Genomic DNA, 15,183 nt, shown 5'->3' with positions numbered 1-15,183 from the left:
GACGGCCGTGACCTACACGGCGTCGGCCACCGGGGCCTTGGCCGTCTCCGGCCCCGCTCCGCGCAGCGGAACCTCCTTGACGAAGAGCGCCGCCACCAGGGCGACCAGTCCGACCGAGGCGCCCACCAGGAAGGCGATGTGCGTGCCGGACGACACCGCGAACTGGTACGCCTCACGCAGCGGAACCGGCAGCTTCGCCAGGCTCGCCGCGTCCAGCTGGGCGGAGTGCGCGGTGGCCGCGCCGCCGCCGCGTGCCGCCATCTCGTCGTTGACCCGTCCGGTGAACAGCGCGCCCATGATGGCGACACCGAAGGAGCTGCCGAGCGTGCGGAACAGGGTGGTGGCGGACGAGGCGACGCCCATGTCCTTCAGCTCGACGCTGTTCTGCGCGACGAGCATCGTGATCTGCATCAGGAAGCCCATGCCCGCGCCGAGCACCGCCATGTAGACGCCCGAGGTGAAGCGGGTGGTGTCGGTGTCCATCAGCGAGAGCAGGAAGAGGCCGGTCACCATCAGGACCGAGCCCAGGATGGGGAAGATCTTGTACCGGCCGGTGCTGGTGGTGACCCGGCCGGCGACCAGCGAGACGACCATCATCGACAGCAGCATCGGCAGGAGCAGCAGTCCGGAGTTGGTCGCGGACGCGCCCTGGACGGACTGCTGGAACAGCGGCAGGAAGAGCACCGCGCCGAACATCACGAAGCCCGACATGAAGCCGACCACGGACATCAGCGTGAAGTTGCGGTTGCGGAAGACGTGCAGCGGGATGATCGGTTCGGCGGCCTTCGTCTCGACGAAGAGGAAGCCGGCCAGCGACGCGACACCGATCGCGATGAGCTCCATGATGATGGCGGAGTTCCAGTCGTACTGCGAGCCGCCCCAGGTGGTGACCAGCACGATCGAGGTGATGCCGACCGTCAGCAGCCCGGCGCCGAGATAGTCGACCTTCGACTTGGTGCGCTCGCGCTTGGGCAGGTGCAGTACGGCGGTGACCATGCCCAGGGCGACGGTGCCCAGCGGCAGGTTGATGTAGAAGCTCCAGCGCCAGCCGAGGTGGTCGGTGATGGTGCCGCCGACCAGCGGGCCGCCGATCATGGCGACCGCCATCACACCGGCCATCAGGCCCTGGTACTTGCCGCGCTCGCGGGGCGGCACCAGGTCACCGATGATCGCCATGACGCCGACCATCAGCCCACCGGCACCGAGGCCCTGGATCGCGCGGAAGCCGATCAGCTGTCCCATGTCCTGGGACATACCGCTGAGGACCGAGCCGATCAGGAAGAGCACGATGGACGTGAGGAATATGCCCTTGCGGCCGTACATGTCGCCGAGCTTGCCCCAGATGGGGGTGGAGGCGGCGGTGGCCAGGGTGTAGGCGGTGACGACCCAGGACAGGTGCTCAAGACCGCCGAGGTCACCGACGATGGTCGGCATCGCGGTGCCGACGATCAGGTTGTCGAGCATGGCCAGCAGCATGGCGATCATCAGCGCGAGCATCACCACTCGTACGCTGCGCTGCTGCGGCTCGCGCTTCGGCTTGCGACCGACCGCCTTCCCGCCTGTCGCCGTCTTCAGGTCCGACATGTTCCCCAACTCCCCAGATCCCCTGTACACCGGACCCTTACTTGCCGCCCGGCTAGTTGACTACACTGGGGGAAAGTACCCCCGCACTAGCCGGGCGTCAAGTAAGTATGGGGAGAGCACCATGAGCAGCACGCCACAGCCGCGCCGGGGAAACACCCGTCAGCGCATCCAGGACGTCGCTCTGGCCCTCTTCGCCGAGCAGGGCTACGAGAAGACCTCACTGCGTGAGATCTCCGAGAAGCTGGACGTCACCAAGGCCGCCCTCTACTACCACTTCAAGACCAAGGAAGACATCCTCGCCAGCATCTTCGAGGACCTCAACCGGCCCGTCGAGGACCTGATCGCCTGGGGCCGGGAGCAGCCGCGCACCCTGGAGACGAAGAAGGAGATCCTCGGCCGCTACAGCGAGGTGCTGACCGACGCCGCCCCGCTCTTCCGCTTCATGCAGGAGAACCAGGCGACCGTACGCGACCTGAGCATCGGCCAGACGATCAAGGGCCGGGTCCTGGGGCTCATCGACCTGATCAGGGACCCCGACGCACCGATCGTCGACCAGGTGCGGTGCTTCAGCGCGCTCTTCACGATGCACGCCGGCATGTTCGCCCTCAAGGACGTCGACGGCGACCTCGAGGACAAACGCAAGGCCGTCCTGGAGGTCGCCGTCGATCTGGTGACCCAGGCGCATGCCCCGGGCTCCGACCAGTAGCGGATCTGTTGTCGCGGCCGGTCAGACCTTGACGCCCGCCTTGTGGAGGTAGTTGACCGGGTTGACGGCGGAACCGTAGTTCGCGGTGGTCCGGATCTCGAAGTGCAGGTGCGGACCACTGGAGTTGCCGGTGTTGCCGGAGAGGGCGATCTTCTGCCCCTTCTGCACGGACTGGCCGATGTGCACGTCGATCTTGGAGAGGTGCGCGTACTGCGAGTACGTGCCGTTGCTGTGCTTGATCACGACGGCGTTGCCGTACGCGGGACCGTCGCCGCCGCCGTTCGGGCCGGCCTTCACGATGGTGCCCTTGTGCGCGGCCTCGACCTTGGTGCCGATCGGCACGGCGAAGTCCTGGCCGGAGTGCTTGTGCGACCAGCGGCTGCCGTCGTTGCCGTAGCTCGCGCTCAGCTGGTAGCGGTGGACCGGGGTCCCCCAGCTGAGCTTCTTCGCGGCCTTCTTCTTGGCCTCGGCCTTCTTCTTCGCCGCATCGGCCTTCTTCGCGGCCGTGTGCTCGGCGGCCTTGCCCTGCGCGGCCGCCTGCTCGGCGACCGAGTCGGCCGCGGTGGCGCTGCTCACCAGGCTCGCGGTGCCGGCGGTCCCCGTCGTGCCGGCCGCGAACGCAGCGCCCGCACCGAGAACCATCGACGTACCCAGACCGGCCGCCACCACGGCGCCGCGCACACGGGAAGCGGACGGGCGGTGGGAGTGCTTGAACGTAACGCGCTTCGACATAAGCGGAAAACCTCCGGAGATGACTGGACCCGGCACTCCGGCCGGGCTGGCTATCCCTTGGTAACCCGCACCCCCGCCCATGCTCAAACCCCCCATCTACGAAGAAAAGCCGTAGCCGTAGCCCCGGGAATTCGATTCCGAGGGTCCCGGACCCGACCCCTCCCCCACCTTCGGATCTCTTCGCCCGGAGACGTTTAACCCCAGTTCCAAACCGGCCCAATCGGACATGACCCCGTTATCGGGGCACTTCACCCAGCGGACCCCGAGGTCCCGCCGGGCACAGGGCCGAAGGTCCCTCCCGCGATCACGGCACTTTCTCCTAAGCCGCCTAGTAGGCCCCGAAAGGGCTGTGCGCCTTGTCACCGCCGGTGGGACCAAAGGCCGTCCGATTCGGGACCTTCGGCGGGCAACCTGACTACGCTGATACGGCGAAAACCGATCGGCTCCCGGGGGGACGTCACATGACCGGCAACACCGCAGGTACGGGCGGAAACGGCGGTACGAGGCCGGACACGGGACGACTCGACGGCATCGAGCTCGCCGACGCCGTCGAGTCGGTCCGCAACCAGCTCATCGAGGCCGCCACCCGCGGCACCGGCCGCCCGCTGGCCTTCGAGGTCGGCGACATCCAGATGGAGTTCACCCTCGAACTCCGCAAGGAGGCCAAGGGCTCCGCCCGGGTGAAGGCCTGGGTGGTGGAGGCCGGCGCCGACGCGGGCCGCACCACCGGCCAGACCCACAAGGTCGCCTTCACCCTGAAACCCCGCGACGTCACGACCGGCGAGGCCTGGCAGATCGGTCACGAGGGCGACGGGAGTACCGCGCGGTTCGGCCAGGGGCGGCCCCGGCCGTGACAGCCGTGCGGCCCGCTGACCGCACCGTCGTGGTCCTGGGCGCCGGTTCCGTCCAGGGCAGCGGTGTCCTGCTCACCGACCGGCTGGTGCTGACCTGCGCCCACGTCGTCAAGGGCGGCGGCCGCTGCTCCGTCGCGCACCCGGACCTCACCGGCCACACGGACTCGGCCGTCGTCTGGATCGACCACGGCCTCGACGCCGCCCTCGTCGAGACCCCGGCCCCGCTGTTCCCGGTCGAACCGGTACGGCTCGGCGTCCTGCAGAGCAGCCAGGCACTCGCCGACTGCGAGATCACCGGCTTCCCCGACGTACAGCGCTACGGCCCCGACGATCATCTGGAGGCCGACCAGTACACCGCCACCGTGCTGCCCATGGCGGGCCGGGTGCGCAAGCTGCTCGTCTGCGAGCTCGACGGTCCGTCCGCCGGGGCCGACCACGAGCCGCCCGCACTGCGCGGACTGTCCGGCGGCCCGGTCTTCGCGGGCAGCGTCCTGCTCGGCATCGCCCGGCAGATCCCGCCCCGGCACGGGGGCCGGCGGGTGGAATGCGTACCCCTCGACCCGCTCGTCACCTCCGAGCCCTTCCGGCTGATCTACCGCGAGACCGGCCACGAGCTCTCCTGGGAACGGGTCCACGGCCACTTCCCCAGGGATCTGCGCTACGAGGAGGAGTACGCGGCCGCGCTCGGCGCCGCGTACCGGCGCACCAAGATCTTCGGGCTCGACGAGCTCGGCCGGCACGACTCCGAATGGGACCTGGACACCGCCTACCTCAGCCTGGAGGCACAGTCGCGCGACCGCCCCGGAGCACCCGCCGACCCGCACCCCGGGCCCCGGCGCATCGACACACTGCTCTCCGACCGCCCCCGGGTACTGCTGCGGGGCGACGCGGGCGCCGGGAAGACCACCCTGGTCTGGTGGCTGGCGGCGCACGCCTCGGCCGGCACCCTCGGGCCCCGGCTGACGGCGCTCAACGGACTGGTCCCGTTCGTCGTCCCGCTGCGCACCCTGCGGGCCCGGGGCGGTACGTTCCCGTCCGTCGGGCAGCTGGCCACCGCCGCCCGGCCGGCCGTCGACGACCCGCCCGAGGGCTGGGCCGGGCGGGTACTGGAGTCAGGTCGCGGGCTGCTGCTCGTGGACGGCCTGGACGAGGTCCCGCCCGACGACCGCGAGGCCGCGTACGACTGGCTGTCCGGGATGCTGCGCCGCTACCCGGCGACCCGCTGCGTCGCGACCGTGCGCCCGCACGCGGTGGCCCCGGACTGGCTGGCGTCCGAGGACTTCGAGGAGCTGCGGCTGCTGCCGATGCGGAACGAGGACATCGCCGCCTTCGTCGCCGCCTGGCACCGGGCGGCCCGGCTGGACGACCCGGACCACGCGACTCTGACCGAGCTCGAACACGATCTGACCCGGCAGTTCGCCGCCAACTCCACCCTGAGCAATCTGGCCCGCACCCCGCTCCTGTGCGCCGTGATCTGCGCCCTGCACCGGCGGCGCCAGGGCCTCCTGCCGGAGACCCGCTGGAGCCTGTACGACTCCGCACTCGCCATGCTGCTCGGAAACCGCGACAAGCGGCGCAGGATCGACGCCCCCGAGGGCATCACGATGAACGTGGACGAGCAGGCCCAGCTCCTCCAGCGCATCGCGATCTGGCTGGTGCGGGGCGGCCAGTCGGAGCTGGACCGCGACCAGGCACTGCACCAGCTGGACCAGGCGCTGCGCGGCATGGAGCAGATCAGGCGCCAGGGCACGGCGCAGGAGGTCCTGACCCATCTGCTGAACCGCAGCGGCGTCCTCCAGGAGCGGGCCGACGGCGTCTACCAGTTCGCCCACCGGACCTTCCAGGACTTCCTCGCCGCGAAGGAGTTCATCGAGGGCGGCCACCTCCACGAACTGATCGGCCGGGCGGACTCGCAGCAGTGGCAGGACGTCATCCTGCTGTCCGCCGGACACTGCGGCCGCCGCGAGCACCCCGTACTGGTCAACGGCCTGCTGGACACCCGGGTGCGCCCGGACAGCAGTGTCACGCCGGCCGAGCTCTCCGTCCTGGCCGCGCTGTGCGCGCAGCACGCGACCTGGCTCGACGACGCGACCCGTGCCCGGGTCTCCGCCGCCGTGGCGGCGCTGTTCCCGCCCGGCTCCTTCGGGGAGGCCCGCCTGCTCGCCCGGCTCGGTCCGGCCGGGCTGCGCCACCTCCCCGACCCGGCCGATCCCGGCCTCACACCCGCGAATACCCGTTACATCGCGGATCTGATCGAGGAGGCCGGTGGTGCCGAGGCCGTCCCGTACGCCCGCCGCTGGGCGCTCGCACACCCCGGGCTCGAGCTGCGGTTCCGGGAGACCTGGGACAGGTACCCGGCGGCCCTCTACGCGGAGCAGGTCCTCTCCGCGATAGCTCTGAAGGACCAGAGGATGAGTGTCCACGCGGTGGACCAGCTGACGGCCCTGCGCCATCTCCCGACCGTCACCCACCTGGACATCATGGGGCAACTCGCCTCGGCCGAGTTACGGGCGGGGCTGCACGGCAGGCCGTGGAGCGAGCTCACCATCCGGGAGAACACCGTGCTGACGGATCTGTCCTTCCTCGCCGACGCGGCCGGAACACTGATGGGTCTGTCGTTGACGGACTGCCCGAACGTTCAGGAACTCGGCCCGCTCGGCGGACTCCCGGAACTGAAATGGCTCCGGCTGGACATGAGCCGCCTGCCGCCCACCGCGCTGCGGGCCACGGTCGCGAGCAAGCTGTACGCGCTGCACCTCGACGGCCTCATGGCAAACCGGCTCAGTGACATACCCGCACACCCGCGGGTCACCACTCTGATGCTCAGGTGCGCGCGCCCGATGACGATCGACGCGCTGCACGGCTGGGACAGCCTGCACATCCTGGACCTGATGTCCCCCACGGCGGTTCTCCCTCTGTGCGCCGCACTCCGGCAGTCCCCTCAGGTGACGGACCTGGCGGTGCGCGCGGCCGCCCCGGAGTTCCTGGGCGCGGCCGTGGTCCCGTCGGTCACCTCCCTCACGCTCAATCCGTTCGGGGGGCTGACTGACCTCGGTCCGCTCCCCCGGGTCTTCCCCTCGCTGAACAGGCTCCGGCTGAGGCCCGGCAGCACTTCCAGCGGTGCGGACATCGACCTGACCCCGCTGGAAGTGCTGCCGGGCCTCACGGTCGACGTCATGGGCTCCGGCGAGGTGTCCGGCGGCAAGGGACTTGACGTGCGCCGCTGAGCACAAGGAGAAGGGGCTGCCCCGGTCCGGTCGAAACCGGTCCGGGGCAGCCCCTTCGGTGCGCTCGGGCGCTACGCGCCTGTCACGCTTCCTTCGTCATGTTCGGGCCGGCGCCGCCTGCCGCCTGCTCGATCGGGGGGACGTCGGGCAGAGCCGACTTCTCCTCGCCGCGGAAGGTGAACTGCTTCTCGTCACCCTCGCCCTCGGTGCCGACGACCACGATGTGACCGGGGCGCAGCTCACCGAAGAGGATCTTCTCGGAGAGGATGTCCTCGATCGAGCGCTGGATCGTCCGGCGCAGCGGCCGGGCGCCCATCACGGGGTCGTAGCCCTTCTTCGCCAGGAGCGACTTCGCGTCCGCGCTGAGCTCGATGCCCATGTCGCGGTCCTTCAGCCGCTCGTCCACCTTGGCGAGCATGAGGTCGACGATCTGGATGATGTCTTCCTCGGTGAGCTGGTGGAAGACGACCGTGTCGTCGACACGGTTGAGGAACTCGGGCCGGAAGTGCTGCTTGAGCTCTTCGTTGACCTTGTTCTTCATCCGCTCGTAGTTCGTCTTCACGTCACCCTGGGCGGCGAAGCCCAGGTTGAAGCCCTTGGAGATGTCCCGGGTCCCGAGGTTGGTCGTCATGATGATGACCGTGTTCTTGAAGTCCACGACCCGGCCCTGGGAGTCGGTCAGGCGACCGTCCTCCAGAATCTGGAGCAGGGAGTTGAAGATATCGGGGTGGGCCTTCTCGACCTCGTCGAAGAGGACGACGGAGAACGGCTTGCGGCGCACCTTCTCGGTGAGCTGGCCGCCCTCCTCGTATCCCACGTACCCGGGGGGAGAGCCGAAGAGACGGGAGACCGTGTGCTTCTCGCTGAATTCCGACATGTCGAGGGCGATCAGCGCGTCCTCGTCACCGAAGAGGAATTCGGCGAGCGTCTTGGAGAGCTCGGTCTTACCGACACCGGACGGACCGGCGAAGATGAACGAGCCACCGGGGCGCTTCGGGTCCTTCAGACCTGCTCGCGTACGGCGGATCGCCTGCGAGAGGGCCTTGATGGCGTCCTTCTGGCCGATGACGCGCTTGTGGAGCTCGTCCTCCATGCGCAGCAGACGGGAGGACTCCTCCTCCGTCAGCTTGAAGACCGGGATGCCGGTGGCGGTGGCGAGGACCTCGGCGATGAGCTCGCCGTCGACCTCGGCCACGACGTCCATGTCGCCGGCCTTCCACTCCTTCTCGCGCTTGGCCTTCGCCGCCAGCAGCTGCTTCTCCTTGTCGCGGAGAGACGCCGCCTTCTCGAAGTCCTGGGAGTCGATGGCCGACTCCTTGTCACGGCGGACGCCCGCGATCTTCTCGTCGAACTCGCGGAGGTCCGGCGGCGCGGTCATCCGACGGATGCGCATCCGGGAACCGGCCTCGTCGATCAGGTCGATCGCCTTGTCCGGCAGGAAGCGGTCCGAGATGTACCGGTCGGCCAGCGTCGCGGCCTGGACCAGCGCCTCGTCCGTGATGGACACGCGGTGGTGGGCCTCGTAGCGGTCGCGCAGACCCTTGAGGATCTCGATGGTGTGCGGCAGCGACGGCTCGGCGACCTGGATGGGCTGGAAGCGGCGCTCAAGAGCGGCGTCCTTCTCCAGGTGCTTGCGGTACTCGTCGAGCGTCGTGGCACCGATGGTCTGGAGCTCGCCCCGCGCCAGCATCGGCTTCAGGATGCTCGCGGCGTCGATCGCGCCCTCGGCGGCACCCGCACCCACCAGGGTGTGGAGCTCGTCGATGAACAGGATGATGTCGCCGCGGGTGCGGATCTCCTTGAGCACCTTCTTCAGGCGCTCCTCGAAGTCACCGCGGTAGCGGGAACCGGCGACCAGCGCACCGAGGTCGAGGGTGTAGAGGTGCTTGTCCTTGAGGGTCTCGGGCACCTCGCCCTTGACGATGGCCTGGGCCAGGCCCTCGACGACCGCCGTCTTGCCGACACCGGGCTCGCCGATGAGGACAGGGTTGTTCTTCGTACGGCGGGACAGCACCTGCATGACCCGCTCGATCTCCTTCTCGCGCCCGATGACCGGGTCGAGCTTGGATTCACGAGCGGCCTGGGTGAGATTCCGGCCGAACTGGTCCAGCACCAGGGAGGTGGAGGGCGTGCCCTCCGCGGGGCCGCCCGCTGTGGCAGCCTCCTTGCCGCCCGAGTATCCGGAGAGCAGCTGGATGACCTGCTGGCGCACCCGGTTCAGGTCGGCGCCCAGCTTCACGAGGACCTGGGCTGCGACGCCCTCGCCCTCGCGGATCAGGCCGAGCAGGATGTGCTCGGTGCCGATGTAGTTGTGGCCGAGCTGAAGGGCCTCGCGGAGCGACAGCTCCAGGACCTTCTTCGCCCGGGGAGTGAAGGGGATGTGGCCGGACGGGGCCTGCTGGCCCTGACCGATGATCTCCTCCACCTGCTGGCGGACCGCCTCGAGCGAAATCCCGAGGCTCTCCAGGGCCTTAGCGGCGACACCCTCACCCTCGTGGATCAGGCCCAGGAGGATGTGCTCGGTGCCGATGTAGTTGTGGTTGAGCATCCGGGCTTCTTCCTGAGCCAGGACGACAACCCGCCGCGCGCGGTCGGTGAACCTCTCGAACATCGTTAATCGCTCCTCAGAGCGGTCAGGCAGTAAGGGGTCGGTCCCCTCCCTGTCCTTCCGCAGCTTAGTCCCGCAAGCGGGGACCGCTCATTTCAACTGCCGACACCCGCGATGGCCTCCTGCCCCGAACGCCGACACCTGCTCCAACCCGATGGTGCGAGACGATGTTCCCGCAGGCCAGGCAGATACCTCTATCGCCAGTACGCCGATGGCGAACGTGAGACGTCCGTGACTTGCGTGTCGCCCCTCCCCACTAGGGATGTCTTACCCGCAATTACAGACAGTCCATGCGGCGTACGCGGGTTCCCTCCGCTACGGGCGAACATCTTCGTACTCCTGAATGCGCCCGTACGCCCCCAACCCGGACACACTACGCGTTGGATCAAGGACTCTGCGTAACCCCGGGGCCGGATCGGGAGTTCATCCGGCATGGCCCTCACCGTCCCGCCTCCCCGCACTCCGCTTCCCGCCGAACGGGACGGCCGTGCCGGAGGTGAACCACGGGGCGGCTGCGCCCAGTGGTACGAGCAGGAGCTCGGCTGGGCCGCCGCCGGCGTCGCCCCGGTGCGGCTGCTGACCGGGCTGCGGTTCGACGCTCTCGTCGTCCCCGCCGCCGCCGGTCACGCGGCGCTGCGGCGGGTGGGCCGCACGGGGCCAGTGGCGCTCATGGGTGAGCGGATGAGTCTGCTGGTGGCAGCGGGAAGCGCGGATGAGCTGCCCGGACTGCTCGACTGGCTGGAGTGGGGCCCAGTCGCCCTCGCGCTGACCGCTCTCGGCACGGGCGGCCGGATCACCGCTCCGCCACCGCCGGGCCGGCCGGGCCCGCCGGGGGCCGCCGTCTGGCTGCGGCCCCCCCGGCCACTGCGCGAGCAGGAGGGGGAACCGGTGCTCCCGGCCCTCTCCCGCTTCGGGAGCAGGGGTGGGGATACTCCCGATCTCGTCCGGCTCGTGGACGCCGTGGCGACGGAATGCCACCGGGCCCGGCTGATGCGCGCCAGGACCGGACCGGCCTCCGATGGGTCGGCTGCTCAGCCGTTGGCCTTCTCGTAGGCCTCACGGATGTCCGCGGGAACACGGCCGCGGTCATTCACATTGTGGCCGTTCTCGCGCGCCCACTTACGGATCTCGGCGGTGTCCTTGTTGCCGCCGGGGACCGCACGGCCCTTGCCACGCCCGGAGGCGGCACGGCCACCGGTACGGCGGCCGCTCTTGGCGTAAGGCTCGAGCAGCGTGCGGAGCTTGTCCGCGTTGCTCGTGGTGAGGTCGATCTCGTACGTCTTGCCATCCAGCGCGAACGTGACGGTCTCGTCCGCCTCGCCGCCGTCGAGGTCGTCAACAAGAAGGACCTGAACCTTCTGTGCCACCGGATTTCCTTTCATCGAAAATGGAGTACGCGGAAAGGAAACCGCTTTTCCCCGGAAAACACAAACCCTCGGGAGAGGTTCAGGAGCGCAAGAAGACGGGAAACGTGCGCGATTCGGACATAGAGCTCGGCGTTCTTCCGACGGTCACAGGTGCAGAAGCATCCGACTGTTACCCAAGGTGTTCGGCTTCACTCGTTCGAGACCCAGGAACTCCGCGACTCCCTCGTCATAGGAACGCAGCAGCTCGCTGTAGACATCTCCGTCGACCGGCGTCTCTCCGATCTCCACGAAGCCGTGCTTCGCGAAGAAGTCGACTTCGAAGGTGAGACAGAAAACCCGTCGCACGCCCAGCCAGCGGGCGGTCTGCAACAACTTGTCGAGCACTTGGTGCCCGACTCCGGCCCCCTTGATGCTGTGATCGACCGCGAGAGTACGGACTTCGGCGAGGTCTTCCCACATCACATGGAGTGCACCGCAGCCGATGACCTGGGCGTCCTCGTCGCGTTCGGCGATCCAGAACTCCTGGATGTCCTCGTAAAGCGTGACCGTCGCTTTGTCGAGCAGGATGCCTTCACGCACGTAGCCGTCGAGGAGACGCCGGACGGAGCCCACATCGCTCGTCCTCGCGCGCCGGACGGTGATGGCCGCGTTTATAACCGACGGTTCGGTCTGGAAATCGGTTTGTGGAAGCTCTGAGGACATACCCCGACGCTATCGCCCGGCCTCCGACTCCGCTCCATCGGCTGCTTCGGTGGCTTCGTCGGCCGCTTCATCGACTGCTTCACCGGCCGGCGGCACCTCGTCCTCCGGAAGGGCGGGCACAACGATCCGCATGGCGTCCCGGAGAGCCTCGCGCTGCTCGGCCGACATCATGCCGAAGAACGCGACCAGCGCGGCGGCCGGGTTGTCACTCCTCGACCAGGCTTCGTTCATCAGTGCGGCCGAGTACGCGGCACGGGTGGAGACCGCCGTATATCGATATGCGCGGCCGTCCACTTCCCGGCGCACCCAGCCCTTCTGATGGAGATTGTCCATTACCGTCATGACGGTGGTGTAGGCGATGGACCGTTCCTGCTGAAGGTCCTCAAGGACTTCCCGCACGGTGACCGGACGGTTCCATTGCCAGACCCGGGTCATCACGGCGTCTTCCAGCTCTCCCAATTGGCGGGGCACAGCGTCACCCTAGTGCCAAATGTCTGGAATGGCCGGTTATTCACACAGCAAAAGGGCGTACGGCTCTCTCGGAGCCGTACGCCCTTCGTACGGTGCTGTGCGCAGTGCGCGCGGCCTCGGCGAGTCAGACCGCTTCGGTCCGCGGGGACTGGTGGGCCGATTCCACGCGGCTGATCGCCGCATCCACGGCCGCATCCTCTTTGGCCTTGTTGGGACCGCCCTGGCTCTTGACGATCGTCACGACCAGGCCGATGAAGAAGGCTGCCATCACCACGGGGGGCACGAGCGCGGATACGTAGTCCATGCCGTCCAGAGTAGCGAGCCCGGTACGGACTTCCGCGCGCCCCCTCCGCAGCGCGCCGCGCTACCCCGCGGCGCGCTGCTGCGGCGGGGGCACCGGGCGGCGGCGGGGCGGGAAGACCTCCGAGGGCTTCGGCGCCGGGCGTTCGGACGGCGCCGCGGGACGGGGCGGGGCCGCCGGGACCTTCGGCTTGTCCGGCTCCGCGGCACGGCCGCCGGGCAGTGCGAGCAGCCGGCTGCGGGGCGCGGGGGTCGTCGCGGCGACGGCGCGCCCGGCCAGCCGGGCGCGCACCGAGCGCTCCGCGAGCACCTGACAGCGCTCCAGGAGCGCCGCGGCGACCGGCCCGCCGCGCAGGGCGCGCAGCGCGGCCAGATCCTCGGGACGGGGGTCGTACCCGGCAGCCAGAGCGTCCTGGAGGAGCTCCAGATAGCCGCTGAGGGAGCCGGGGAGGGCGTTTCGGTAGCGGACGAGGTCGGCGAGCAGGAAGGCGCGCAGCCGTCCCGCCTCGCCGACCGTCTCGTCCACGGAGCCCGCTAGCCGCAGGCAGTCCTGGACATCCTCGTCGGGCAGGGGCGCGGGGTGGAGGGCGATGGCGAGGGCACGTCGGAGCACTCGCAGCTCGTCCGCGCTGAACGCCATACCGCCGCGTGATCCGTAGGGCGTGGGCATGACGCGACAATACGTGCTAAATGGACAAAATCCGTTTAACTGGCCGTCAGGCGGCGCGGCGGCCCGATGAGCCGCCGCGCCGCCGGACCGCCGGTCAGGGCCTGGTGGCAGGGCCCCGGCTACAGGCGCGACACGTTGCGCTCGTACACCAGGCGCAGGCCGATGAGCGTGAGCCAGGGCTCGTGCTCGTCTATGGCCGAGGACTCGCCCAGCACCATCGGAGCAAGGCCGCCCGTCGCGATGACCGTGACGTCGTCGGGGTCGGCCGCCAGTTCCTTCTTCATCCGCCCGACGACTCCGTCGACCTGGCCGGCGAAGCCGTAGATGATGCCCGACTGCATGGCCTCGACGGTGTTCTTGCCGATCACGCTGCGCGGCCGGGCCAGCTCGATCTTGCGCAGTTGCGCGCCCTTGACGCCGAGCGCCTCGACCGAGATCTCGATGCCGGGCGCGATGACGCCGCCGGTGTACTCGCCGCGGGCGGAGACCGCGTCGAAGGTGGTGGCCGTGCCGAAGTCGACGACGATCGCCGGACCGCCGTACAGGTCGACTGCGGCGACCGCGTTGATGATGCGGTCCGCGCCGACCTCCTTCGGGTTGTCCATCAGGATCGGCACGCCCGTCTTGATGCCCGGCTCGACGAGAACGGCGGGGACGTCGCCGTAGTAGCGGCGGGTCACCTCGCGCAGCTCGTGCAGGACCGCCGGGACGGTGGAGCAGATGGCGATGCCCTCGATGCCGTCGCCCAGCTCCATGCCCAGCAGCGGGTGCATGCCCATCAGGCCCTGGAGCAGCACCGCCAGCTCGTCCGCGGTGCGGCGGGCGTCGGTGGAGATCCGCCAGTGCTCGACGATCTCCTCACCGTCGAACAGGCCGAGCACCGTGTGGGTGTTTCCGACGTCGATGGTGAGCAGCATCAGGCGCCGGCCCCGTCGGTGTCGCGGAAGTCCAGGCCGATGTCGAGGATCGGCGAGGAGTGGGTGAGCGCGCCGACGGCCAGGTAGTCCACCCCGGCCTCGGCGTAGGCACGGGCGGAGTCCAGCGACAGCCGGCCGGAGGACTCCAGGACCGCGCGGCCGCCCACGAGGGCGACGGCCTCGGCCGTCTGCGAGGGGGTGAGGTTGTCCAGCAGGATCAGGTCGGCGCCCGCCTCCAGCACCTCGATGACCTGCTGCAACGTGTCGACCTCGACCTCGATCGGGATCTCCGGGAACTCGTCCCTGACCCGCTTGAAGGCCTCGGCCACCCCGCCCGCCGCGATGACGTGGTTGTCCTTGACGAGCGCGGCGTCGGACAGCGACATGCGGTGGTTGACCCCACCGCCGCAGCGCACCGCGTACTTCTCCAGGGCGCGCAGGCCCGGGGTCGTCTTGCGGGTGTCGCGGACCTTGGCCTTCGTGCCTTCGAGCACATCGGCCCAGGCGCGGGTGGCGGTGGCGATGCCGGAGAGCCTGCAGAGCAGGTTGAGCGCGCCACGCTCGCCGGTGAGCAGGTCGCGGGTCCGGGTGGTGACGGTCAGCAGCTTCTGGCCGGGGACGACGCGGTCGCCGTCCTCGACGTGCCGCTCGACCTCGAACTCGGAGGTGCAGACGATGGACAGGACGGCCTCGGCGACGTGCAGCCCGGCCACCACACCCGCCTCGCGTGCGGTGAAGTCGCCGGTGGCCACGGCGTCCTCGGGGACGGTGGCCACGGTCGTGACGTCCACCCCGCCGTCGAGGTCCTCCGCGATGGCGACGTGCGCGACGTCCTCCACCTGAACCGGGTCGAGGCCCGCGTCGGCGAGGAGCTGGGCGAGCGACGGGTCGAGGCCGCACTCCAGGTCGTCCAGCTCGTAGCCGTCGCCCCCGCCGCAGCCGCAGCCGTCGCCGCAGCCGCCCGCGGCGGGTGCGGGCGCGCCGATCTGGATCAGCGGTACGTCCACGGGTGTGGGGCGCGGATTCTCTTCGGGCGTGCTCACGG

14 protein-coding genes are annotated in these 15,183 nt (G+C 69.4%); 4 read left to right on the top strand and 10 right to left on the bottom strand.

The features are described 5' to 3' along the window. Positions 1–12: 12 nt before the first annotated feature. Positions 13–1,584: an MDR family MFS transporter gene (locus AB0I52_RS11380; protein ID WP_363071210.1), complete on the bottom strand. Its 1,572-nt coding sequence runs from the start codon at positions 1,582–1,584 to the stop codon at positions 13–15. A 121-nt stretch (positions 1,585–1,705) separates the two neighbouring features. Here AB0I52_RS11380 and AB0I52_RS11375 point away from each other — a divergent pair, with 121 nt between their 5' ends. Beyond that, a complete protein-coding gene (locus AB0I52_RS11375) occupies positions 1,706–2,290 on the top strand; it encodes a TetR/AcrR family transcriptional regulator (RefSeq protein ID WP_363071208.1) in 585 nt (194 codons plus the stop codon). 21 nt (positions 2,291–2,311) lie between these two features. Here AB0I52_RS11375 and AB0I52_RS11370 read toward each other — a convergent pair whose 3' ends face one another. After that, positions 2,312–3,022 carry a M23 family metallopeptidase gene (locus AB0I52_RS11370; protein WP_363071206.1) on the bottom strand — a complete coding sequence of 237 codons (711 nt, stop codon included), beginning with the start codon at positions 3,020–3,022 and terminating at the stop codon, positions 2,312–2,314. A 461-nt stretch (positions 3,023–3,483) separates the two neighbouring features. Between AB0I52_RS11370 and AB0I52_RS11365 the strand changes: the two genes are divergently transcribed. Further along, a complete protein-coding gene (locus AB0I52_RS11365; RefSeq protein WP_363071204.1) occupies positions 3,484–3,876 on the top strand; it encodes a trypco2 family protein in 393 nt (130 codons plus the stop codon). After that, positions 3,873–7,103 carry an NACHT domain-containing protein gene (locus tag AB0I52_RS11360; protein WP_363071202.1) on the top strand — a complete coding sequence of 1,077 codons (3,231 nt, stop codon included), beginning with the start codon at positions 3,873–3,875 and terminating at the stop codon, positions 7,101–7,103. The genes AB0I52_RS11365 and AB0I52_RS11360 overlap by 4 nt, the downstream gene beginning before the upstream one ends. Before the next feature lie 82 nt (positions 7,104–7,185). On the opposite strand, the gene AB0I52_RS11355 is transcribed toward AB0I52_RS11360, so the two are convergent. Next, positions 7,186–9,714: an ATP-dependent Clp protease ATP-binding subunit gene (locus AB0I52_RS11355; protein WP_362964134.1), complete on the bottom strand. Its 2,529-nt coding sequence runs from the start codon at positions 9,712–9,714 to the stop codon at positions 7,186–7,188. Between the two features lie 429 nt (positions 9,715–10,143). Between AB0I52_RS11355 and AB0I52_RS11350 the strand changes: the two genes are divergently transcribed. Further along, on the top strand, positions 10,144–10,764 hold the full coding sequence (locus AB0I52_RS11350) for an SCO3374 family protein (RefSeq protein WP_363071200.1): 621 nt from the start codon (positions 10,144–10,146) through the stop codon (positions 10,762–10,764). Here the strand turns inward: AB0I52_RS11350 and AB0I52_RS11345 are convergent. The 7 genes from AB0I52_RS11345 to nadC form a co-directional block, all read right to left on the bottom strand. After that, positions 10,743–11,078 (bottom strand): Lsr2 family protein, encoded by a 336-nt coding sequence (locus AB0I52_RS11345; RefSeq protein WP_363071198.1) that lies wholly within the window; start codon positions 11,076–11,078, stop codon positions 10,743–10,745. The genes AB0I52_RS11350 and AB0I52_RS11345 overlap by 22 nt on opposite strands. Positions 11,079–11,222: 144 nt before the next feature. After that, positions 11,223–11,780, bottom strand: coding sequence for an amino-acid N-acetyltransferase (locus AB0I52_RS11340; RefSeq protein ID WP_362964138.1), 558 nt, complete (start codon positions 11,778–11,780; stop codon positions 11,223–11,225). Between the two features lie 9 nt (positions 11,781–11,789). Continuing rightward, positions 11,790–12,251 (bottom strand): BlaI/MecI/CopY family transcriptional regulator, encoded by a 462-nt coding sequence (locus AB0I52_RS11335; protein ID WP_363071196.1) that lies wholly within the window; start codon positions 12,249–12,251, stop codon positions 11,790–11,792. 124 nt (positions 12,252–12,375) lie between these two features. Further along, positions 12,376–12,555, bottom strand: a complete 180-nt coding sequence (locus AB0I52_RS11330; protein ID WP_363071194.1) for a hypothetical protein — start codon at positions 12,553–12,555, stop codon at positions 12,376–12,378. Between the two features lie 60 nt (positions 12,556–12,615). Continuing rightward, a complete protein-coding gene (locus AB0I52_RS11325; RefSeq protein WP_363071263.1) occupies positions 12,616–13,191 on the bottom strand; it encodes a hypothetical protein in 576 nt (191 codons plus the stop codon). Between the two features lie 149 nt (positions 13,192–13,340). Then, a complete protein-coding gene (locus AB0I52_RS11320) occupies positions 13,341–14,138 on the bottom strand; it encodes a type III pantothenate kinase (RefSeq protein ID WP_362964144.1) in 798 nt (265 codons plus the stop codon). Further along, positions 14,138–15,181: a carboxylating nicotinate-nucleotide diphosphorylase gene (nadC, locus tag AB0I52_RS11315; RefSeq protein ID WP_363071192.1), complete on the bottom strand. Its 1,044-nt coding sequence runs from the start codon at positions 15,179–15,181 to the stop codon at positions 14,138–14,140. The genes AB0I52_RS11320 and nadC overlap by 1 nt, the downstream gene beginning before the upstream one ends. Between the last annotated feature and the right edge of the window lie 2 nt (positions 15,182–15,183).

It is taken from the genome of Streptomyces sp. NPDC050423, from assembly GCF_040655445.1.
Taxonomy (GTDB): domain Bacteria; phylum Actinomycetota; class Actinomycetes; order Streptomycetales; family Streptomycetaceae; genus Streptomyces.
Note: the sequence above shows the minus strand (reverse complement) of the source record. Positions and strands in the feature narration are given on the sequence as shown.

Excerpts from the sequence above, each read along its gene's own strand:
- AB0I52_RS11380 (WP_363071210.1), bottom strand. The coding sequence starts at position 1,584 with ATGTCGGACCTGAAGACGGCGACAGGCGGGAAGGCGGTCGGTCGCAAG.
- AB0I52_RS11375 (WP_363071208.1), top strand. The coding sequence starts at position 1,706 with ATGAGCAGCACGCCACAGCCGCGCCGGGGAAACACCCGTCAGCGCATC.
- AB0I52_RS11370 (WP_363071206.1), bottom strand. The coding sequence starts at position 3,022 with ATGTCGAAGCGCGTTACGTTCAAGCACTCCCACCGCCCGTCCGCTTCC.
- AB0I52_RS11365 (WP_363071204.1), top strand. The coding sequence starts at position 3,484 with ATGACCGGCAACACCGCAGGTACGGGCGGAAACGGCGGTACGAGGCCG.
- AB0I52_RS11355 (WP_362964134.1), bottom strand. The coding sequence starts at position 9,714 with ATGTTCGAGAGGTTCACCGACCGCGCGCGGCGGGTTGTCGTCCTGGCT.
- AB0I52_RS11350 (WP_363071200.1), top strand. The coding sequence starts at position 10,144 with ATGGCCCTCACCGTCCCGCCTCCCCGCACTCCGCTTCCCGCCGAACGG.
- AB0I52_RS11340 (WP_362964138.1), bottom strand. The coding sequence starts at position 11,780 with ATGTCCTCAGAGCTTCCACAAACCGATTTCCAGACCGAACCGTCGGTT.
- AB0I52_RS11330 (WP_363071194.1), bottom strand. The coding sequence starts at position 12,555 with ATGGACTACGTATCCGCGCTCGTGCCCCCCGTGGTGATGGCAGCCTTC.
- AB0I52_RS11325 (WP_363071263.1), bottom strand. The coding sequence starts at position 13,191 with ATGGCGTTCAGCGCGGACGAGCTGCGAGTGCTCCGACGTGCCCTCGCC.
- AB0I52_RS11320 (WP_362964144.1), bottom strand. The coding sequence starts at position 14,138 with ATGCTGCTCACCATCGACGTCGGAAACACCCACACGGTGCTCGGCCTG.